Source organism: Alkalihalobacterium alkalinitrilicum (assembly GCF_002019605.1).
In the GTDB taxonomy this organism is placed as follows: domain Bacteria; phylum Bacillota; class Bacilli; order Bacillales; family Bacillaceae_F; genus Alkalihalobacterium; species Alkalihalobacterium alkalinitrilicum.
In genome coordinates, this window is record NZ_KV917368.1 from 1,978,624 (window position 1) to 2,000,081 (window position 21,458).

At 37.8% G+C, this 21,458-nt stretch carries 18 protein-coding genes; all 18 read right to left on the reverse strand.

Annotation, left to right across the window (positions count from 1 at the left end):
- Positions 1 to 77: 77 nt before the first annotated feature.
- The 18 genes from BK574_RS09185 to BK574_RS09270 all read right to left on the reverse strand — a co-directional run bounded on the left by BK574_RS09185 (position 78) and on the right by BK574_RS09270 (position 21,431).
- Entirely contained in the window at positions 78 to 917 is an 840-nt protein-coding gene (locus BK574_RS09185) for a crotonase/enoyl-CoA hydratase family protein (protein ID WP_078428393.1), read from the reverse strand.
- A gap of 279 nt (positions 918 to 1,196) precedes the next feature.
- Positions 1,197 to 2,255, reverse strand: a complete 1,059-nt coding sequence (locus BK574_RS09190) for a phosphotransferase family protein (RefSeq protein ID WP_078428394.1) — start codon at positions 2,253 to 2,255, stop codon at positions 1,197 to 1,199.
- 41 nt (positions 2,256 to 2,296) lie between these two features.
- Complete coding sequence (locus BK574_RS09195) at positions 2,297 to 3,874, reverse strand: class I adenylate-forming enzyme family protein (protein ID WP_078428395.1); 1,578 nt, start codon at positions 3,872 to 3,874, stop codon at positions 2,297 to 2,299.
- Between the two features lie 101 nt (positions 3,875 to 3,975).
- Entirely contained in the window at positions 3,976 to 4,950 is a 975-nt protein-coding gene (locus BK574_RS09200; protein ID WP_078428396.1) for an NAD(P)H-dependent flavin oxidoreductase, read from the reverse strand.
- A 26-nt stretch (positions 4,951 to 4,976) separates the two neighbouring features.
- Complete coding sequence (locus tag BK574_RS09205; RefSeq protein WP_078428397.1) at positions 4,977 to 5,735, reverse strand: SDR family NAD(P)-dependent oxidoreductase; 759 nt, start codon at positions 5,733 to 5,735, stop codon at positions 4,977 to 4,979.
- Between the two features lie 144 nt (positions 5,736 to 5,879).
- On the reverse strand, positions 5,880 to 6,620 hold the full coding sequence (locus tag BK574_RS09210; protein WP_218970564.1) for an SDR family oxidoreductase: 741 nt from the start codon (positions 6,618 to 6,620) through the stop codon (positions 5,880 to 5,882).
- A complete protein-coding gene (locus BK574_RS09215; protein ID WP_078428399.1) occupies positions 6,620 to 8,167 on the reverse strand; it encodes an acyl-CoA synthetase in 1,548 nt (515 codons plus the stop codon). Before BK574_RS09215 ends, BK574_RS09210 begins: the two co-directional genes overlap by 1 nt.
- Positions 8,168 to 8,309: 142 nt before the next feature.
- Complete coding sequence (locus BK574_RS09220; RefSeq protein WP_078428400.1) at positions 8,310 to 9,293, reverse strand: NADPH:quinone oxidoreductase family protein; 984 nt, start codon at positions 9,291 to 9,293, stop codon at positions 8,310 to 8,312.
- Between the two features lie 47 nt (positions 9,294 to 9,340).
- Positions 9,341 to 10,126, reverse strand: coding sequence for an enoyl-CoA hydratase/isomerase family protein (locus BK574_RS09225; protein WP_078428401.1), 786 nt, complete (start codon positions 10,124 to 10,126; stop codon positions 9,341 to 9,343).
- 37 nt (positions 10,127 to 10,163) lie between these two features.
- The gene (locus tag BK574_RS09230; RefSeq protein WP_238457991.1) at positions 10,164 to 11,378 is read right to left on the reverse strand and encodes an acyl-CoA dehydrogenase family protein; all 1,215 of its coding nucleotides are present in this window, start codon (positions 11,376 to 11,378) and stop codon (positions 10,164 to 10,166) included.
- Entirely contained in the window at positions 11,375 to 13,039 is a 1,665-nt protein-coding gene (locus BK574_RS09235) for a long-chain-fatty-acid--CoA ligase (protein WP_078430818.1), read from the reverse strand. The genes BK574_RS09230 and BK574_RS09235 overlap by 4 nt, the downstream gene beginning before the upstream one ends.
- A 155-nt stretch (positions 13,040 to 13,194) precedes the next feature.
- A complete protein-coding gene (locus tag BK574_RS09240; protein ID WP_078428402.1) occupies positions 13,195 to 14,403 on the reverse strand; it encodes an acyl-CoA dehydrogenase in 1,209 nt (402 codons plus the stop codon).
- 131 nt (positions 14,404 to 14,534) lie between these two features.
- Positions 14,535 to 15,701, reverse strand: coding sequence for a CaiB/BaiF CoA transferase family protein (locus BK574_RS09245; RefSeq protein WP_075387434.1), 1,167 nt, complete (start codon positions 15,699 to 15,701; stop codon positions 14,535 to 14,537).
- A 127-nt stretch (positions 15,702 to 15,828) separates the two neighbouring features.
- Positions 15,829 to 16,980: a thiolase family protein gene (locus tag BK574_RS09250; RefSeq protein WP_078428403.1), complete on the reverse strand. Its 1,152-nt coding sequence runs from the start codon at positions 16,978 to 16,980 to the stop codon at positions 15,829 to 15,831.
- 194 nt (positions 16,981 to 17,174) lie between these two features.
- Entirely contained in the window at positions 17,175 to 17,930 is a 756-nt protein-coding gene (locus BK574_RS09255; protein ID WP_078428404.1) for an SDR family NAD(P)-dependent oxidoreductase, read from the reverse strand.
- A 42-nt stretch (positions 17,931 to 17,972) separates the two neighbouring features.
- Positions 17,973 to 19,532, reverse strand: coding sequence for an acyl-CoA synthetase (locus BK574_RS09260; RefSeq protein WP_238457992.1), 1,560 nt, complete (start codon positions 19,530 to 19,532; stop codon positions 17,973 to 17,975).
- 48 nt (positions 19,533 to 19,580) lie between these two features.
- Entirely contained in the window at positions 19,581 to 20,351 is a 771-nt protein-coding gene (fadH, locus tag BK574_RS09265; protein WP_078428405.1) for a 2,4-dienoyl-CoA reductase, read from the reverse strand.
- A gap of 525 nt (positions 20,352 to 20,876) precedes the next feature.
- Positions 20,877 to 21,431 (reverse strand): TRAP transporter small permease, encoded by a 555-nt coding sequence (locus tag BK574_RS09270; protein WP_078428406.1) that lies wholly within the window; start codon positions 21,429 to 21,431, stop codon positions 20,877 to 20,879.
- Between the last annotated feature and the right edge of the window lie 27 nt (positions 21,432 to 21,458).

Genomic DNA, 21,458 nt, shown 5'->3' on the forward strand with positions numbered 1-21,458 from the left:
ACATTAATTTATACACCTCTTTATACCCTGAAAAACCCTACCTAAAAAAGGTAGAGCCTGTCAGCATTGCTTATTTTTTATTTACTTTCCTCCCACCAAGGGTAGAAAGATGGCATATCTTTACTAACTTTCAATGAAAATTCAGGTTTTCTTTTCTCAAAGAAAGAAGCAACCCCTTCTTTTGCATCCGCTTCAGCACTTGACCAATGAATCATTTTGGATTCAATTGCATGAGATGTCCTAGGATGATCGGCTCCTAACATACGCCAGAGTAATTGTCTAGATAGAGCGACAGATGTTGCTGAAGTATTTTCTGCAATGTCCTTAGCGATCGCTCTTGCAGTCGGTAATAACTCTTCAGGTGAAACAACTTGGCTTACTAATCGGCTATCTAAAGCTTCTTGTGCTGGGAAAACTCTCCCAGTTAACACCCATTCTGTCGCTTTACTGATGCCAACTACACGAGGTAAAAACCAACCGCTACACGCTTCGGGCGCAATTCCTCGTCGACAAAATACAAAGCCCATTTTTGCATTGGTAGAGGCGATTCTTATATCCATTGGGAGCGTCATCGTAATTCCGACGCCTACAGCTGGACCATTTATCGCGGCAATGATAGGTTTTTTCAAATCGTAAATTCTCAGACTAAGGATGCCACCTGTATCACGAAATTCCTCCGTTTCTTCCACTTCCCCCGTGAATGATTGACTACCGTTATCCAAATCTGCCCCTGCACAAAAGGCTCTTCCTTCTCCTGTTACAATGATCGCTCGAACATTATCATCGGAATCTGCTTGATCTAATGCTGCTAGCATTTCTTCAAGCATTTGTGTATTAAATGCATTCATACGATCCGAGCGATGGAGCGTAATCGTCATAATATGATCTTGTACCTCGTATTTAATTGCTTTCGTCATCGTTTTCCTCCTCATTCGAAGTATTTATTATTTTTCGTAATTTGCAACTTTCGATCATGTTCTGTTTTTCCTTCAACTTGATAACGCTTACACTATTTCGGGTTAAGTGATGACCACTTTCATAGAACTCCCTTATATACTTTGAACAAAGCAATTAAATATCGGGTTGTTATTGTTGCAAATCTCCCACTTATTCTTTCTTATTTCAACAAATACTTAAAGTGGGAGTCTTAGTACCAATTAGACAAGATAAAAAATTGAAAGGCTCATAAACAAGCCCTATTTCAAAAATTCCTTTTTTTGTGCAAGCGACGCATTCGCAAATAAATTTCGGACTCCGATAATTAGCGATTCAAATCTTTCATCATCTGCCTTACCAATCTTCCAACGGTAATAAATTTGCTGTAGGATAACGGCAATTTTATAAAATGCAAACGTTAAATAATAGTCAAAATTAGAGATGTCTCGTCCACTCTTTTGAGCGTATTCCTCTAAAAGCTCTTTACGGGAATAAAATCCTGGTTGCCCCGTCACTGAAGGAAGACCCGAGAATGATTCCCCAGCTTGTGTCCAATACGCAACTGCAGATCCTAAGTCTGTCAAAGGATCGCCGATCGTACACATTTCCCAATCGAATACACCGACTACTTTTCCTGGGTCATTGCTACAATACATCATATTATTTAATTTAAAATCGTTATGGACAATAGTTGGTTCAGGAGAAGTTGGGATATTTTCGATTAACCATTTTTCAACCTCATCAACATCAGGAATTTCATCCGTTTTCGAGTTTTGGTATCGTTTTATCCACCCATGAACTTGACGTTCTAAATAGCCATCTGGCTTGCCAATCGATTCTAAACCAGCTTCTTTTATATCAATAGAATGCATCTTAACGAGCGTATCGACAAAAGCTTCGGAAACCAACCTTCCTGTTTTGTCCGTTTTTTCATAGACGTCTGGTAAGTCATCATCTAATACGACACCATTCTTCTTTTCCATAATATAAAAATGTCTTTCCATAATGTCAGGATCTTCACTAAAAAGTAATGGTTTTGGAGCTAAAGGAAATACAGGGTACACTTTTTCTAATATTTGATATTCTCGTTCCATATCATGTGCACGCGGTGGAATCGGACCAAATGGAGGTCGCCTTAACACCCCTTGCCAATCTCCAATTTCAATAAAATATGTGAGATTAGAATAGCCATTTGAAAATGCTTTCGTTCGCATCTTTTCTTCGCTTAAGTTTGGTATATTCCTTCGAATATAGTTTTCTACTTTGTCCCAATTGATTTCATTCACTTGTTCAACTGGTGTGTTTTGTTTTTCAGTCATCCTCTTCACCTTCTTTTCTTTAATATAAATCTAGTTTTATTTTAGTGGACATTGCGTTTTTGATTTGTCCAATACTTCTCCCTTACTTGTCTTCGTAGTACTTTCCCTACTGCACTTGTTGGTAATTCCTCTACAAAGTTAATTGTTTTTGGCACTTTGTAAGAAGCTATTTTAGCTTTACAGTATTGTAAAAGTTCACTATCCATGACTGAACTACTCTTTTTCAAGATAACTTCGGCATGGACTGCTTCTCCCCATTCTTCATGAGGAATACCAATGACAACGGATTGCTGTACACCTGGATGTGCGTTTAGAACATGTTCTACTTCACTCGCATATACATTAAAACCACCGCTAATGATCATATCCTTTTTTCGATCGACAATGTAAATGTATCCGTTGTCATCCATATACCCAACGTCACCAGACTTCCAAAAACCGTCTACTGAAAAGTTCAAAGCTGTATTCTCAGGATCATTATAATATCCTTTAATAACTGCATCGCACCTTATCCAAATTTCTCCATTCTCTCCAACGGAAACTTCACGACCTAATTCATCGACAATTTTCACTTCAACACCAGGTAAAGCTCTTCCAGCCGAAGCTATAATGTTACGGTCTTTCCCAGGAGTTAATTGATGATCTTCTAAGCCTAAAAGAACGACAAGAGGATAAGCTTCTGATGAACCGTATAACTGACAGAACACATTACCAAACTTTTCTTGCAGTTGTTCTAGCTTAGAAGGACTCATAGGAGATGCCCCGTAAACGACCATTTTTAAACTACTAAGATCAAATCGGTTTTCCGCCTCTAAGTCAATAAGTCGATATAGTAGTGTCGGTACAGCGAATGTAGCTGTAATGCTTTCCGTTTCAATTACCTTACAAAAATTCTCTAGTTCGGCTGAATTGATGGTGTAATTCGTTCCACCTTTAATAAAAACAGGAAAACAATACACACTTGTTGCATGGGACATTGGAGTAAGATGTAAAAACTTCGTCTCTTGATCTAGTAAAGTTTCAGAATGGGCAAATTGATAGTTTGCAGCTGAAAGAAATGTTCTTACTGTATACATGACACATTTCCCTCGACCAGTTGTACCACCTGTAAATTTCACAGCAGCCAAATGTTCGTCCATATCATATTCTACATTTGTTTCCTTCTCACTAGCTTCAGCGATTAAGTCCCAAAAGTAATGGACGTCTCGGAAATTATGAGGGGGTCTATCCATACAAATGATTTCGATGTTCCGTTTTTTTAATTCCTCATAATAAGAGTCTAGCTTCTCTTTTTCTATAAAAATAAGCTTTGGTTTTACATAGTCAATTTGATATAAGTGTTCATCGAGTGAATCTCGATAATTTAGCCAAGTGCTTGTTGGCAAGCCTTTGGATGTCCAAATATTAAATAGACTCAAGTTATCATTCTCAAGATTTAGAACAAAAAAGTCTCCTTCATCCAGTAGAAAACGATCATGCATCATATTACAAATTTGGTTTGTTAACAGATGAAATTCCATGTAGGTATAAGTCCGATTTCTTTCGATGTTCTTTAAAGCAATTTTGTCTCTATTCTTTTTCGCAATTTGTAGCATCAATCTACCGAAATTCACGTTCATAAACTCCCCCCCTGCCAAAAAGTCTTATAATACCTTGATAAATGAAATAGAATAAATATTATTCTAGAACTCTATCTATACTTGTTGAGTACCCATAACGATCAATTGCAGTTCGATTTTCGGAAAATATTTCCAGCCTCGTTCATCACTTGTTTTACAACTTGTTCGGCACTTATAACATCCTCGATTAAACCCGATACTTGGCCTCCACCCATAAAACCATTTTCAATATCACCTTCAATAGCAGCTCGCTTATTATGTCCACCTTTTAGAAGAGGAAGGATCTCTTCGACAGAAGGAGTCTCTCGTTCAATAGCTTGTGTTCTTAAGGCAAAGTCATTTTTTAATACACGACGAGGGCCACCTATATAACGAGACATGATAATCGTATCATCATCTTTCGCTTGGACTATTAGGTTTTTATAATTTTCATGGGCTTCACATTCGGTAGTCGCAACAAACCGAGTTCCCATTTGTACCCCTTCTGCACCTAAAATCATGACAGCGACCATTGCTTTCCCATTTGAAATTCCTCCTGCAGCAACGACTGGGATAGAAACTGAGGCCGCCACTTGTTGAACGAGCACAAGCGTCGTTAATTCTGCTGCTCCATTGTTTCCTCCTGCCTCATATCCTTCACAAATAACAATATCGGCGCCGATTTGTTCAACTTTTTGGGCTTGTTTTACTGTTGAAGTCATAACTAACGATTTTAACCCCATCGCTTTCAGTTGTGGAATAAGTGGTTGAGGATTTCCTCCCCCAAGGCTTACCCCTTGAATGAGTCGCTTATGTTTATTGACGATTTCTAAGTATTTGTCCGTATCCTCATATCCGCGAATAGGGATATTTACTCCTAGTGGTTTTTTCGTCAGTTGACGAGCGATAAGTATCTCTTCTTCAAACCCTTCAGGAGTACGACCTGCAGAACCAATTTGGCCAAAGCCCCCTCCTTCTGATACAGCTGCCGCTAGTCGCCCGTTACCTACATATGCTAAACCACCTTGAATAATTGGGTGTTCTATTCCAAGAATTTCACATATACGATTATTAACTAATATTGACGATAAATTCATGAAGTTCCCTCCGCAGTACATGTATATTATTGCGCTAACCATCCACCGTCAACAAATAGTGTTTGACCTGTCATATAACTACTTGCATCTGATGCTAGTAAAATAACTGCTCCAGAAAGTTCTTGAGGTTGACCTAATCTCTTCATCGGAGTTTTTCCGACAATTTTACTTAATACTTTCTCGTTTTCTAGTGCTTCGCTATTCATGTCGGTTTTAATATATGCTGGACCGATTGCATTTACTTGAATTCCATATTTCGCCCACTCAAGAGCCAGTGTTCTCGTTAAGTTGATTACGGCTGCTTTACTCGCTGTGTACGGGCTAATTCCAACATCACCAACTGCACCCGCTACAGATGCAAGATTAATAACTTTACCTGATCCTTGTTCTTTCATTACTTTTCCTGCTGCTTGACAACAGAAGAACAGTGACTTTACATTTAAGTCCATTACTTGATCCCATTCTTGCTCAGTTACTTCGAGTGCCATATGAGTATTTGAAACCCCTGCATTATTTACTAAAATATCAACACTTCCAAACTGATCTTTAACTGTTGTTACCATATTATTAATTGCGTCTACATTTCGTAAATCTACTGATAATCCTAGCCCCTTAGAGCCTAGCGCTTCAATTTCTTTAACTACTTGACTATTCAATTGCTCATCTCTTCCTACAATAACGACATTTGCCCCAGCTTCTGCAAGCGCTAACGCCATAGAGCGACCTAAACCTCGATTTCCTCCAGTAACAATTGCAACTTTATTAGACAAATCGAATAATTTCATAAATAGTATCTTCCTTTCTTAATTAAATATGATTTGGTGTTAAAAAAAATATATTTTTCTGAATATATTAATAATAGTATTTTTTGAATAATAAGTCAAAATATAAATTAGTAGTTTCTACGCGATTTCATTTGTAAGAAAGTTTTAGATCGTTAAAGAATATCCACCGTCCATTCTTAACACTTGACCCGTAACCATTCCCATATTTGGTTGACAATAGTTTAAAAGCATATCCGCAACTTCTTCTAGATTGACTGTTTTTTGAGCGGGTGTTTTTTTCGCGATGCCGCGAAGTCTTTCCGCAGCATCAGGAAAGATTGAACGAAAAGCTTCAGTATCCATCGCCCCTGGTGAAATAATATTCGCTGTAATTCCATCACTTGCCCATTCTCCAGCAAAATATCTAATGAGTGCTTCCATCGTCGCCTTTGATACCCCCACACTCGTATAGTCAGGAATTGCACGGCTTGCACCAATACTAGATACAGTAAAAATACGACCAAATTTTTGTTCTCGCATATGGGGATAGACTTTCTGAGCTAAATATAATAAGGCTGAAGCATTGACGGCCATTGTTCTTTCCCAATGTTCTTTTGTAGTTGATTGTATTGAACTTGTCTTCGCGTAAACAGCATTATGTACTAAAACATCAATGCCTGGAAGATCTCTTACCATGCGTTCAATCTCCTCGTATTGACCGACATCCCCTTGAAGAATTGTCGCGTTTCCACCGATTTCTTTTATTTTCTCTGCAGTATATTGTGCTGCGTCTCGATCTTGAAAATAGTTTATAAAAACATTATAGTTTGCTTTAGCAAACTTATAGGCAATTTCACGACCTAAGCCTTTTCCCCCACCCGTAATAAGGACATTTTTGTTAACCATCATGTATCACTCCTTAACGCTATTTTCAATACTTTTCCTGCTGCATTTCTTGGTAATGCGCTTAGGAACTCTACACTCTTAGGTTTTTTATAAGAAGCTAAATAATTCCAACAATACTCAATCACTTCTTGTTCTGTTAACGTTTCATTTGGTTTTGTAACGACTACAGCTTGAACGTTTTCTCCCCAATTTTTATCAGGGACTCCAATAACAGCTGCTTCTAAAATTTTCGGGTGGGAGTATAACACATCTTCAATTTCCGCAGGGTAAATGTTTTCACCACCACTTATAATCATATCTTTCTTACGGTCAACAACGTAAATAAACCCTTCTTCATCCATTCGTACTAAATCGCCACTATGGAACCATCCACCCGAAAAAGATTCTGCTGTTGCTTCAGGATTTTTATAATATTCTTTCATTAATGTGGGGCCCCGATAAACGATTTCACCAATTTCTCCAACTAGCACATCATTCATTTCGTCATCGACGACTCTAACTTCCACATTGATGACAGGTTTACCGACCGATGTTGTTTTTCTTAACGAATCTTCAGGATGAAGACACGTCGTACAAGGACTCATTTCCGTTTGACCAAATACATCGTAAATACTAGCGTGAGGAAAGTGTTTCATCATCTCTTTTTTTAATTCCAAAGGACAGATAGCAGCAGCTGTCATACATTTTTTTAAAGAAGTGAGGTTCATGTCTTCTATTCCAGGAACTTGCAAAAGGAAGTTCCACATCGCAGGGACGAGGAATAAACTATTGATCTTTTCCTTTTCTATTACTTGCAAAATTCGTTCTGGTTCAAACTCACGATGAATAATGGTCGTTCCATTCACTAGACAGTTATGAATTAAAAAAGACATCGAACCAACATGGAACAAAGGAGGAACCATTAAAAATTTAAACGAATGGTCTAACTGAAACTCCCAGATCATATTCATACCATTTTGATATAAGTTTTTATGAGTAAGTACAGCACCTTTTGGACGACCAGTTGTACCTGACGTATAAACAATCATACAACCATCATTTTCATTAATTTCAACAGGGGGGAGCGATTGCGTTGTTCTTGTCAGAAGAGTCTTATACTCAATCAAATCAACTATATCTTCGCCTCCATCAATGACGATAACCCCGTGTAAATTTGTTAAATTCCCTCGAATAGCTTGAACTGCTTCAATATATTCCTTTTCTATGAATAAAAATTTACACTCCGAGTTTTGTAAAATATATTCTATTTCTTTTTCCTTCAATCTGAAATTAACAGGAACTCCGAGGGCACCACTTAATGTTGTAGCAAAGAATATTTCAACAAACGGCAGTCCATTTTTTAAAATAAAGCCAACCTTATCGTCTTTTTCTAGTCCTTCACTTCTTAACCAGTGACTGATCATTAATGATCGTTCGTATAATTTCTCATATGTTATTCTTGTATCATCATATATAAAAGCCTCTTTAGATGGCGTTTGATAAGCTGCACTTTTTAGTAATCCCCCAACTAATTGCTGTCTTGAAGAAAGTAGTTCAACTGAGCTCATACGTTATACACTCCTTTAATCATTTTGATATCTCTAGCAAAGCGGTTTACTTATGTAGAGTTTTTTCTCATTATTAGAAAAATGGAGTGGAGTATAAATACCCCACTCTCTCTCTTATATAGGTCCATATGGATAGCACCGTTTATTTCACTTTGACTACCAATTTCCCCCATGTCTTACGATCAGCGAGTAAGTTCAATGCTTCAGGTACTTCTTCAAACTCGAATTCTCGATAGATGAGTGGGTCAATTTTTCCTTCTTCATATAAGCTCATGATTTTATCATGCTCTTCTTGTACTGCATTTGGCTTTAACTTGGAGAAAAGCCCCCAATGAACTCCGACTACTGAGTAATTTTTCACTAAAATATGGTTAATTGGTGCACTCGGAATATTACCACCCGCAAAACCTATGACTAATATTCTTCCGTCAAAAGCAATACATTTTCTTGACCGTTCAAAAATTTCACCACCGACAGGATCATAAATGACATCTGCACCTTTACCATCTGTTTTTTCTTTGACAACTTGAACAAAGTCTTCCGTTAAGTAATCGACAACGATATCGGCCCCTAAACTTCTACACACTTTCGTTTTTTCCACACCACCTGCTGTTGCAATAACGAAAGCACCTGCCGCTTTCCCTAATTGGATAGCAGCTGAACCAACTCCGCCTGCACCCGCATGCACTAATAATACTTCCCCTGGTTGAATATTCGCGCGCTCGTGTAGAGCGTAATATGACGTATGATACGTAATAAACATTGATGCCGCATCATTAGAAGTCATTGAGTCTGGAATCGGATAAATCGCTTTCTCATCAACTGCAACATATTCTGCCGTTCCACCAGCTGGTAATTTTGGTAATGCAATAACTCGTTGACCTACTTTAAATTTACTTCCTTCATTAACTGCAGCTAATGTTCCAGAAACTTCGGCACCTACTGTAAATGGAAAAGGTGGCTTTTCTTGATACTTACCTTGACATAATAAAATGTCAAAAAAGTTTAATGCTGTAGCCTCTACTTCTACTAGTGCTTGGTTTTTATCAATACTCGGCTTTGCTACTTCTTCAAGTTTTAGTACATCACTTGGTTCACCATGTTCTTTTATTAGCCAACTTCTCAAATTATACACATCCTTCTAAATATTCTGTCTTTTATAGTTTTAACGAATTAGGAGCCAGAAAAACTTGGCTTTCTCTTCTCAAAAAATGATTTTACTCCTTCTTTATGATCATCCGTCGAAAATGCAATGGCCTGTACCATCGCTTCTTCTCGAAGGACTTGCTCTAAAGATAATTCATAACTTCGACTTAAAATGTGCTTCGTTAAGCCCAAAGCTTGAGTAGCACTATTTGCTAATCTTTCTGCTAATTCTCTCGCTTTCACTAACAATTGTTCTTTCGGAAGTACATCGAGGACTAGACCGCACTCTTTTGCTTCTGCGCCTGTAATTGATCGGCCAGTCATTGCTAATTCTTTCGCTCTAGCCATACCTACTAAACGAGGTAAATGGTAAAGGCCTCCTAAATCAGGCACTAACCCGATTTTATTAAAAGACATCGCAAATGTACTATTCTCAGAAGCTAAAACAAAATCAGCAGCGATAGCAATACTAAATCCTGCTCCTACCGCATATCCATCGACAGCTGCGACAACTGGTTTTTCCAATTGGGCTAAATCCGCCATGAAAGGCAACCCAAATTTCATATAATCTCTGGAAATCGCAGCATTATTTCCATCACCAGGAAATTCTTTTATATCTCCACCCGCACAAAAGGCTCTCCCACTTCCAGTTAAAACGACAGCGCGAATTTCTGGGTCCTCTTTTATTCGAGCAAGAGAACTTTTTAAACCTTCGATAATCGCTTTAGAAAGAGCATTCATTTGTTCAGGTTGGTTTAAAGTAATCGTTGCCACACCGTTTTCAACTTCAAAAAGTACTGCAGGTTCACTCATGTTTTTCAGCCCCTCGATATTTTTTTACTATACATGATTAAAAGTTTGCTGGATCCCAACTTTCGCCTAGTTTATACTGTTTTAAAATACGGCGAGCAATGGACGCTGTATGAACTTCGTCTGGACCATCATAAATACGAGCATACCTTGCGTCACGATACATTTTTTCAAGAGGTGTATCGGAAGTAACGCCTAGAGCGCCATGGACTTGGATTGCTCGGTCAATAACATCATGGAGAACTTTTGCACCATACACTTTAATCATAGCAATATCTACACGAGCATCTTCGCCTCGGTCAATCTTTTGTGCCGCTTCAAACGTGAGTAAACGAGCAGACTGAATTTCAGTCGCTGAATCCGCAATAAATTTCTGAATCATCTGTTTATCAGAAAGGACTGAACCATGGGCAAATCGACTTAATGAACGTTCACACATAAGATCGAATGCACGTTGAGCTTGACCAAGCCATCTCATACTATGATATATTCTACCTGGCCCTAAACGCTTTTGAGCAATGACAAAACCATGTCCTCTTTCTCCAAGTAAATTCTCTTTAGGTACTCGTACGTTTGTTAAGCGAATTTCACAATGGTTACCTGAACTATGTCCCATCGTTGGCACTACGCGAACAAGTTCATATCCTGGTGTATCTGTTGGAACGATAATCATTGAAGCTCTTTTGTGACGATCGCCATCAGGTTCTGTTACACAAAACATCGTTGTAAACGCAGCTTTATTCGCTCCAGTTGTAAACCATTTATGAGCATTAATTACCCACTCATCACCATCTAAATACGCCGTTGATTGAATAAGTGTCGGATCTGAACCTGCTACTTCTGGTTCTGTTAAACCAACAGAAGGGTAGATTTCACCTTCGACCATCGGGTATAGCCACTTTTCTTTTTGCTCCTCGGTACCAAACATATTGAGCATCGTCGAATCTTGAGCGGTATGCGTACCAAGTGCAAACATTGCAGCTTCAGAGCGACCAACGATTTCATTAATGTAGACGTAGTCCATAAATTTTAAACCGCCACCACCAATGTCCTTTGGTAAACCTAATGCCCAAATCCCTTCTTGTTTCGCCTGGTCTTGTAATTCTTTTAATACACGCTCTCCTTCTGGGCCACCTTCTTCTACAATCGTCTCTACTGGAATAACCTTTTCATCAATAAACGTTCTTACTTTTTGACGTAACTGGATCACTTCTTCACTCATACCAAAATTTCCATTGCTTTCGAACTGACTCATATACTTTCCCCCCTCACAGAAAATTCACGTTCCTGGAGCTCTCTCCACAATACTTTTCCTGATGCAGATATTGGTAGTTTATTTACAAACTCAACTACTCTAGGATATTTATAATCAGACATCTGAGATTTACTCCAGTCAATAATTTCTTTTTCAGTAGTTTTCTCAAAACCATCATTTAAAACGACTAATGCCTTAACAGTCTCTCCCCTTCTAGCATCTGGTGATGCAATCACGCACACTGAGTGAATTGCTGGATGCTTATACATCATTGTTTCTACTTCAACTGGCCATACTTTAAATCCAGAAGCATTAATCATTCTTTTTTTACGATCGACCAAGAAGAAATATCCTTCTTCATCAAAATAACCAACGTCGCCAGTCAAGAAAAATGTCTTTCCATCGATTTCAATAAAAGAAGCTTTTGTTTCCTCTGGTTTTTTCCAATATCCTACTAATAGTTGTGGGCTATCAACGATGATTTCCCCTTTTTCATTTTCTCCTAACTGTTCGTACGTCTCACTATCTATCACCCTTGCATCGACATCAAAAAATGGAATTCCTAAACATTGTAATTTAGGACGATCGAGTGGGTTAAAGTGCGTTTGAGACATCGTTTCAGTTGAACCATACCCTTCTGCATATAAGATCCCAGTTAGTTCATGTAATTTTTCTCCTATTGCTTTAGGTAAAGGAGCACCACCACCACCTACTACTTGTAAAGAAGAAATCTCATAGTTTGAAAGACTTGGATTTGAAAGGAAATCGATCATCATAGTACTAATATTAACCCAATGAGTACAACCCAATTTATCAATTAATTCTCCTGCCAGATCTCTGTCCCATCTCATCATAAGGACGATTGTTCCTCCAGCTTGTAGCGTCGTATTCATGGAATGCTGCATACCTGTTACATGAAATAATGGAAGCGTTGTTAAGGCAACAGTTTGTGGTGTATAATTCCCCCAAATGGACGTCCCTGAAATGTTTGCTTGTACGTTTTTATGTGTATGGATACAACCTTTAGGATGACCAGTCGTTCCAGATGTGTAAATAATTAGAGCCGTCAATTGATATTCAAATGATCTGTTACTTAACTCTTCACCTGAAACGGCTTCACACCATTCGGTCACAAATGGCTGGTTAATATCTACTGTAGTTACATAGTTTTGAGATGATAAGGAAATATCTTGATTTGCATAATATGAATAATCCGAGATGATAATATGCTTTAACGTAGAGGAATTAATAATTGGTTGAACTCTGTCAAATAATGACTGGTCTAAAAAGGCAACACTAGCTTCACTGTCATTGATAAAATAAGCAAGTTCTTCTGTTTTATTCATTGGGTTAATAGGTACAACAATTGCATTAATACTTAGGATTGCATAATAAGCTATGATAAATTGAGGACAATTTTGCATATAGAGTAATACACGGTCGCCAGTATTAACGTTTAATTTACTTTGTAAAAATTGAGCTTTCCCCTTGACCTCTTCCAATAACTGGCGATACGTCAATTCTTGACCGTAAAAGTAAATTGCTGTCTTGTTAGGAAATCGCTTTGCGGATACTTCAAGATTATCTACTATATTAGTTTCTGGAATTGTTAGTGATTTAGAAATTCTTTTCGGCCAAAACTCGTAATGATTCTTAACCATTCCCATCAGTTGTCACCCCGATACGTGATATTGAAGTTATCTTTCACTTATAAGTACCCCTCTACTCATTATCGACTAACAAGTAGAGGGGGCGGGGAAGTATGGATGTTTCCCCATACTTTAAGTAAAGTTCTTTACATTACGATCATTTCAACTTAGAGATCGTAACTCTTTAATTCTAAACGACCGATATCGCGACGATGAACTTCGTCTGGTCCATCAACTAGGCGAAGGGTACGTGCGTTAGCCCAATGTGCAGCAAGAGGAAAATCATCAGATACCCCGCCACCACCATGTGCTTGAATTGCACGGTCAATTACGTTTAAGCAGGCTTTAGGTGCAGCCACTTTAATCATTGCAATTTCTTTTCTTGCTTCTTTATTTCCGTATTTATCCATTTTATAAGCTGCATTTAACGTTAATAAACGAGCTTGATCAATTTCAATTCGAGACTCAGCAATCCACTCTTTAATTACACCTTGTTCAGCTAATGGTTTGCCAAACGTTACTCTTTCACGAGTTCTACGACATAACAGTTCTAAAGCTCGTTCAGCAGCACCAATTGCTCTCATACAATGGTGAATACGTCCAGGTCCTAGGCGACCTTGAGCAATTGCAAAACCTTTACCTTCCCCTAATAGAATATTTTCAACAGGGACTCGTACATCTTTAAACTCAACTTCGCAGTGACCATGCGGTGCATGATCATAGCCAAATACATTTAATGGGCGAACAACCGTTACCCCTGGTGTGTCCATCGGTACTAGAACCATGGATTGTTGCTCATGTCTCGGTCCATCTGGGTCTGTTTTTCCCATAAAAATAGCAATTTTACAACGAGGATCTCCAGCACCAGAAGTCCACCATTTTCTAGCATTAATTACGTAGTGATCTCCATCTCTTACGATACTACCTTGAATATTCGTTGCGTCTGATGAAGCAACTGCAGGTTCTGTCATCGCAAAGCATGATCTAATTTCACCTGCAAGAAGCGGCTCAAGCCACTGTTTCTTTTGCTCATCTGTGCCGTAACGAATTAATACTTCCATATTTCCAGTATCAGGTGCGTTACAGTTAAAAATTTCAGGTCCAATTAATGAACGGCCCATAATTTCAGCAAGTGGTGCGTATTCTACATTCGTTAGCCCACCTTCAACCTCATGTACTGGTAAAAATAAATTCCATAATCCAGCACTTTTTGCTTTTTGTTTTAACTCTTCAACAATCGGTGGAATTTCCCAACGTGATGCGGCTTGATTTAATTGCTCTTCGTAAAGAGCTTCGTTTGGATACACATACTCTTCCATAAAATTCGTTAATTTCTGTTGTAACGCTAAACTTTCTTGTGAATATTCAAATTGCATCTTAACCCCTCCTAATAATTTTAACCTCAAAGATATTTATCAATGATTTATATAGTAAGTGCAAAAAGGAGGACGAAACTGGCACTTAGTCGTTATTGTTGCTATGCTTCGTCGACTTTTTGAACTACATATCAAATATTTAACTCTTTAATTTCCTCGCTTGAATAGCCTAATTCAGCAAAGACTTCACTATTATGCTCTCCTAATTTTGGAGCTTGGAAGCGAATTTCTCCTGGTGTTTCTGAAAGCTTAATAGGAACTCCAATTTGTTGAATTTTTCCTAGTTTCGGATCATAAATTTCCTGAATGAGTTGACGATGGACCACTTGAGGATTTTCAGCTACTTCATCAAAATTTAATAGAGGTGCTACACAAGCATCGACTCCTTCAAAAATAGCTGTCCATTCTTCTAATGTTTTTTGCTTTAAAATTGATTGAATATCTTTTTTCATTTGATTTTGTTGCTCTAATGGAGCCTCTAACAGTGGAATAAGGTCTTCTCTTTCAATCACTTTACAAAATTCAACCCAAAATTTAGGTTCTAACGCTCCTACTGATAAAAAGCGGTCGTCTTTCGTTTCATAGATCTCATAACAAGCAAGTCCACCATTAAGTACTGATTCACCTCGTTCAGGTAAATTTTTCGTTGCTAGATAGTCTGGTAACAACGTTTGTAACCAGGAAACTGAGCCATCTAACATCGAAATATCAACAAACTGCCCCTTACCTGAATTATGTCTTTCTAGAAGCGCTAACAAGATCCCATTGGTCGCCATTTGTGCGCCACCACCGATATCAGCGATTTGAGTCGATGAAGATACTGGTTTACGATTTTGTTCTCCTTGTTGGCCTAATAAACCAGCGTAACTTAAATAATTGATATCGTGACCTGGGTATTGAGAATACGGTCCTGTTTGTCCAAAACCTGTAATTGCACAATAAATTAATTTAGGATTGATCTCCTTTAACGTTTCATATCCTAATCCTAGTCGGTCCATTACACCTGGTCGAAATGATTCTACTAAAATATCACTTGTTTCAACTAACTGTTTAAATAGCTGCTTGCCTTTTTCAGACTTGAGATCAAGTGTTACACTCCGTTTATTACGGTTTAATGAAAGGAACATATGATTTTGTCCTTCCACTTGAGGTTCATTCCAACGAGCATAGTCTCCGACTTTTGGATCCTCGACTTTAATGACATCAGCCCCAAAGTCTGCTAGAGTTAATGTACAAAAAGGTCCAGGAAGTAAGCGACTCAAGTCTAAAACGCGAATATTTTCTAATGGTAATGTCAAAACCAACACCTCATTTCCTTTATAATATTTTGTCTGAGCGTATCTAGAGGTGTTTTTCTCTTAGTAATACGCGCTGTACGCCAAGAATGGGAATTTTAGTACCCATTCTTCTGCGTTAATAAAAAGATTAGTCTAATCGTTCAATAATCGTTGCATTCGCCATTCCATGGCCTTCACACATCGTTTGTAAACCGTAACGTCCACCTGTACGTTCTAACTCATACATCATTGTTGTCATGAGTCGGGCACCACTTCCACCTAATGGATGGCCTAATGCAATTGCTCCACCGTTAGGGTTAAGCTTATTTGGATCTGCTCCTGTTTCCTTTAACCATACTAGTGGTACCGATGCGAACGCTTCATTTACTTCAAAGATATCGATATCATCAATAGACAATCCAGCTTTCTTTAGTACCTTTTCAGTAGCTGGGATTGGTCCAGTTAACATTAACGTTGGATCCGAACCTATAACAGATCGTGCTACAATACGAAAGCGTGGCTTTAAACCTAACTCTTCGGCTTTTTCTCTAGACATTAATAGAATTGCTGCCGCTCCATCACTAATTTGACTTGCATTTCCTGGTGTCACTGTTCCATTCTCAACAAATGAAGGCTTTAAACTAGCGAGTTTTTCCAAATTTGTTTCTCTTCTAGGACCTTCATCAGCTGTGATTGTCGCCTTTGTTCCATCAGGTAACGTAACTTCTAATGGCATAATTTCACGTTCAAAACGCCCTTCATCTTGAGCAGCAATCGCTTTATGATGACTTTGTAAAGCAAATTCATCTAACTCTTGTTTGCTAATGCCCCACTTTTCAGCAATTCGTTCAGCAGAAAAACCTTGATTAATCATTTCGTATTTAGAAGTTAACCTTTCACTTAATTCGGCTCCTTGCAAGTTAGAGAACATTGGAACTCTAGACATGCTTTCAACACCTGCTGCAATTACGACATCCATATCTCCACTCATTATCGCTTGTGCAGCAAAATGAACCGCTTGTTGGCTCGACCCACATTGACGGTCAATCGTTGTGCCAGGTACTTCAATCGGAAACCCTGCAATTAAAGCTGCCACTCTACCAATGTCAGCCGCTTGTTCCCCAACTTGAGAAACACACCCCATAATGACATCTTCAATAATCTTTGGTGAAATATTAGCCCGTTTAACAACTTCTTTTAACACTTCTGCAGCTAAATCATCTGGGCGGTAATTACTTAACGCTCCATTTCTTCTTCCGACTGGACTTCTAACGACTTCAACAACGACAGCTTCTTTCATTCTTCCACCTTACCTTTCTATTAAAATATAAATTAGAATTTAGTGTTTCTTAAAATTCATAAAAAAATTTAGTGTAAGTGCTTCCATACTATTTTTCTTAATAATATCAATAGTCAGTAATTATTACAAGTGTTTACTTTTTGAATTTATGTTTAATTTTAATTTTTCTTTTCATAACTTATTTTACTAACAATTTATCGTTTAAATGCAGCTGCCCCATCGTCAACGAATGTAACATGAGCATTTACAAACGAAGCATCATCACTTGCTAGAAATGTAACCACTTTAGCTACTTCTTCTGGTTTTCCTGCTTTTCTTCTCATTTGCGCTTTTTCAATCTGACTCCAAATTTCAGGGTTTTCTTTCCATTCTGAAACGATATTCGTATCGATTAGCCCAGGAGCAATCGCTGTTACTCTTATGTTATAACGTGCTAAATCAAACGCCGCTGCTTTTGTCATCATAACAACTGCCCCTTTACTCGCATGGTAAGGAAATTGCTTACGATCAGCGATAAATCCATAAACAGAAGCCGTATTAATTATGACACCACCTGTATCTTTCATTGCATTACCAGCAGCCTTAATGCCATAAAAAACACCATGTTGATTAATAGCGACTGTTCGTTCGTATTCTTCTATCGACATCTCTAGGACATTAAGTGGTTGATTTTCAACGCCCGCATTATTAAACATAATGTCGACTTTCCCAAACTGCTCGATTGTTTTTTGAATAAGAGCTTCGACACTATCATATGAGGCACAATCGACTTGAACAGCAATGGCCACTCCACCCTGTTCTGTAATTTCTGCAACTGTTTTTTGTGCTCCTTCTAGATTAATGTCTGCGACGACAACACTTGCTCCTTCAAGGACAAACTCTTTTGCTGTTGCTCGACCTATTCCTGATGCTCCTCCTGTAATTACCGCTACTTTATCTTTTAATCTCACTAACCATCACTCCATTTCTTAAAATTACTAGCCGAACTATCGTTATTGCGACTGAACATTTTGTTGCTCTTTTAATACTCGTTTTAACACCTTACCTGATGTATTTCTCGGGAGTTCATTAATAAACTCTACGAATCTTGGTTTTTTATAAGATGCTAAATATTTATTACAATGCCTAATAATATCCTCTTTCGTTAACTGCTGACCTGGTTTAAGTACGATGTAAGCCTTTACACTTTCACCCCAATCTATATCAGGAACGCCAACAACAGCTGTTTCTAAAATAGCCTCGTGCTTATAGAGAACAGCCTCTACTTCTGCTGGATAAATATTTTCGCCTCCACTTATGAGCATATCTTTTTTACGATCTACGACATAAATGAAACCTTCTTCATCCATTCGAACTAAGTCGCCACTATGAAACCAACCGCCATAAAACGACTCTTCGGTCGCCTCACGTTTTTTATAATACTCCTTCATTAAAGTTGGTCCTCGATAAATAATTTCACCAATTTCTCCAACTGGTACATCGTTCATATTCTCATCAACAACACGAACCTCTACATTAATAATCGGTTTACCGACCGACGTTGTTTTACGAATTGAGTCTTTCGGATGTAAACAAGTCGTACTAGGACTCATCTCCGTTTGTCCGAAAATATCGTACATGCCAGCATTGGAAAAATAATGCATGATTTTCTTTTTAATTTCGGCTGGACAAATAGCAGCCCCTGTCATACACTTTTTCATCGAGGAAAGATTATACTTTTCAATATTAGGTACGTTTATAACCATATTCCACATTGCTGGAACTAAGAAGATGCAGTTGATTTCTTCTTTTTCTATCGTATCTAAAATGTTTACAGCATCGAAATCACGTCGGATTACCGTAGTTCCATTAACACTACAGCCCATTAACAAACACGCAAGTGCTGCTACGTGAAACAACGGGGAGATAATGATTTGTTTAAACCCAAGATCTAATTCAAATTCCCAAATTAAATTTTGTGCATTTACAACTAGGTTTTTATGAGTAAGTACAGCACCTTTCGGCTTCCCTGTCGTTCCCGATGTATAAACAATCATACAATCATCATTATCCGTAACTTGTCCTGAAATAGACTCGTACGTTGATGGTATGTCATATATATCGTTGTATGCTATATATGATCCATGGTTATCACCAACGACAACTACCTTTTCAACGTTCGGCAGTTTATGCTGGATCGATTGTATGACGTTGACATACTCTTCTTCAATTATTAAAATTTTCGTATCAGAATCGTTAATAATGTAGATAAACTCTTCTGCAACTAGTCTGAAGTTCATCGGCACCCCGACCCCGCCAGAAAGAGCGACACCGAAAAAGACTTCAACAAATGCTATGTGATTTTTAAAAATAAACCCTACCTTATCACCCATTCCAATTCCTGAATCTTGTAACCAACCTGCTAAATGCATAGTTTTTTTCTCTAATTGTTCATAAGTTAATGTCTCATCTTCATAGCTGAATGCAAGTTTTCTAGGTGTTTTATGAGCGGCTCTTCTAATTAATTCACCTACTAATAATTCCCTTGACATTTCTAAACTACTTGTCGTCACTCTTCTACCTCCTATACTAAATAAATGATCTAACCTAGAATTTTCATTTTATAATGAAATACTACTATTATTTAACCATTGCGCACCATCGATCGTAATACATTCTCCATTAATATATTGAGCCTCAGGTGATAATAAATAATACGCAAGATTTGCGATCTCTTCTGTTGTTCCAAGTCGTTGTGCTGGAATACTGTTTAAGACCTTCTCTGCTTGTTCTTCCGTTGGCCATAATTTATCAACAGCTCCCGTATCTGCAATTGGACCAGGTGCAATTGCATTTAACCTAATTCCATATTTCTTTCCCCATTCAACCGCTAAAGTTCGTGTCATCGCTAATACCCCAGCTTTTGCAGCAGCTGAATGAACAGTTCCTGGATTAGCCATCCAAGCATACGTCGTGGAAATGTTTAACATTGACCCTTTGTGTCCCGTTGAGATCCATTCTTTAGCAACCGCTTGTGTACAATACCATGTCCCATTTAAGACAATATCAACAACAGCATGCCAACCATTTAAAGACAAATCTTCGGAAGGACAAATAAAGTTCCCTGCAGCATTATTAACAAGGTGATCAATCCTTCCAAACGCTTGTTTCGTATCCTCAACTATTTTGTTTACATCTTCTGGATTTCTTACATCCATTTGTAAACAAAGCACTTGGTTTTCAAATGTTTCTATTTCTTTTTTAGCTTCCTCTAACTTTTCTAACGTTCGACCCGTAATGACAACGTTTGCCCCTTCTTGTGCAAACTTTTTAGCCATTCCTTTTCCAATCCCACTGCCACCTCCAGTAACGATAACAACGTTTCCTCTCATCAACCATCTTCCTTTCACCTAGTAATTTTTTGATATTCTAATACAACTCACCTTTCTAAAAATCAAGAATTCTCCATAATGCTATCCCAACCAAGTAACTACATATAATCAGCAGCAACCTTTTCTAAGTCCGTTATCTACCATTCCCTTTCGAAATAAGGTACCAACCCCTTTATAAAAACTCCCTCAAAAATCGTCGAAAAATTTCGTGTTCTTTTGAATATACTAGATTTGTCATGAAATTCCTTCAAAATATAGTTAAATATTAAACAAAAGTTTAATATTTTTTAGAAACTGGCCTTTTTTCCATCTTCAGGCGAAAATGTGGGCCATTTTGACATTTATTCTAATAAAGCAAAACTTCCATCATTGTGGGGGGTTCTTCTTCCACCACTTCAAGACTTCTCTGTTTCTGTTTCCTCAAAGTTTTGAAGTGGGGGATTGCTGTTAGGTGATGCGGGATAAAAGAATTGAAATTCATCTGTAAAAATAGGAGACTAGAACACAATATCGAATTTTTGCTAGCTATTGGTTCGGAATGACTTCTTCTTCTACATCCCCGGTAACTGTTAAAGAGGGACCATCACTAAGTAAATTTTTTATGATGAGAAAAATTATCTCGATGATTAACATCGCAAAACCAATTGGTACTAAAAAGATAAATGGATATAGTGGATACATTTTTCCTCCTGCAGGAAATGCCAAACCTTCTTCGATCCCATGTAGTCCATATTGTAGTCCGAAATAGGCAATTAAAGAGAATAATATTAATTCAACGATTAACAATACAATAACAATGAATTTTTGAATTTTTTTACTCAGCTTTGAAACTATCATTGTAATCCGCGGGAAAATTCCCGTTCCATAGGCATAAGCAACACCAGGAAATAAAGCCAATGGCATAAAGTAGTACCTAACAATTTCATAGTTTCCTGGAATGGATCTTGACAAGAAGTTTCGACTAAGAACATCTAACACAATAAACACCATCATTCCGAACAAAAAGATCCCGCTAATTATTAAGCCAATAAATTTAATCCGACTGTAGATATTATAAGATTTCATTAATAAAGCTGGCATGGAAACACCTCCTTAGTTATCCATTAA

Coding starts and splice junctions, on each gene's coding strand:
- BK574_RS09215 (WP_078428399.1), bottom strand. CDS start 8,167: ATGAGCTCAGTTGAACTACTTTCTTCAAGACAGCAATTAGTTGGGGGA.
- BK574_RS09205 (WP_078428397.1), bottom strand. CDS start 5,735: ATGAAATTATTCGATTTGTCTAATAAAGTTGCAATTGTTACTGGAGGA.
- BK574_RS09185 (WP_078428393.1), bottom strand. CDS start 917: ATGACGAAAGCAATTAAATACGAGGTACAAGATCATATTATGACGATT.
- BK574_RS09240 (WP_078428402.1), bottom strand. CDS start 14,403: ATGCAATTTGAATATTCACAAGAAAGTTTAGCGTTACAACAGAAATTA.
- BK574_RS09270 (WP_078428406.1), bottom strand. CDS start 21,431: ATGCCAGCTTTATTAATGAAATCTTATAATATCTACAGTCGGATTAAA.
- BK574_RS09190 (WP_078428394.1), bottom strand. CDS start 2,255: ATGACTGAAAAACAAAACACACCAGTTGAACAAGTGAATGAAATCAAT.
- BK574_RS09210 (WP_218970564.1), bottom strand. CDS start 6,620: ATGGTTAACAAAAATGTCCTTATTACGGGTGGGGGAAAAGGCTTAGGT.
- BK574_RS09235 (WP_078430818.1), bottom strand. CDS start 13,039: ATGGTTAAGAATCATTACGAGTTTTGGCCGAAAAGAATTTCTAAATCA.
- BK574_RS09250 (WP_078428403.1), bottom strand. CDS start 16,980: ATGAAAGAAGCTGTCGTTGTTGAAGTCGTTAGAAGTCCAGTCGGAAGA.
- BK574_RS09230 (WP_238457991.1), bottom strand. CDS start 11,378: ATGAGTCAGTTCGAAAGCAATGGAAATTTTGGTATGAGTGAAGAAGTG.
- BK574_RS09225 (WP_078428401.1), bottom strand. CDS start 10,126: ATGAGTGAACCTGCAGTACTTTTTGAAGTTGAAAACGGTGTGGCAACG.
- fadH (WP_078428405.1), bottom strand. CDS start 20,351: ATGAGAGGAAACGTTGTTATCGTTACTGGAGGTGGCAGTGGGATTGGA.
- BK574_RS09200 (WP_078428396.1), bottom strand. CDS start 4,950: ATGAATTTATCGTCAATATTAGTTAATAATCGTATATGTGAAATTCTT.
- BK574_RS09195 (WP_078428395.1), bottom strand. CDS start 3,874: ATGAACGTGAATTTCGGTAGATTGATGCTACAAATTGCGAAAAAGAAT.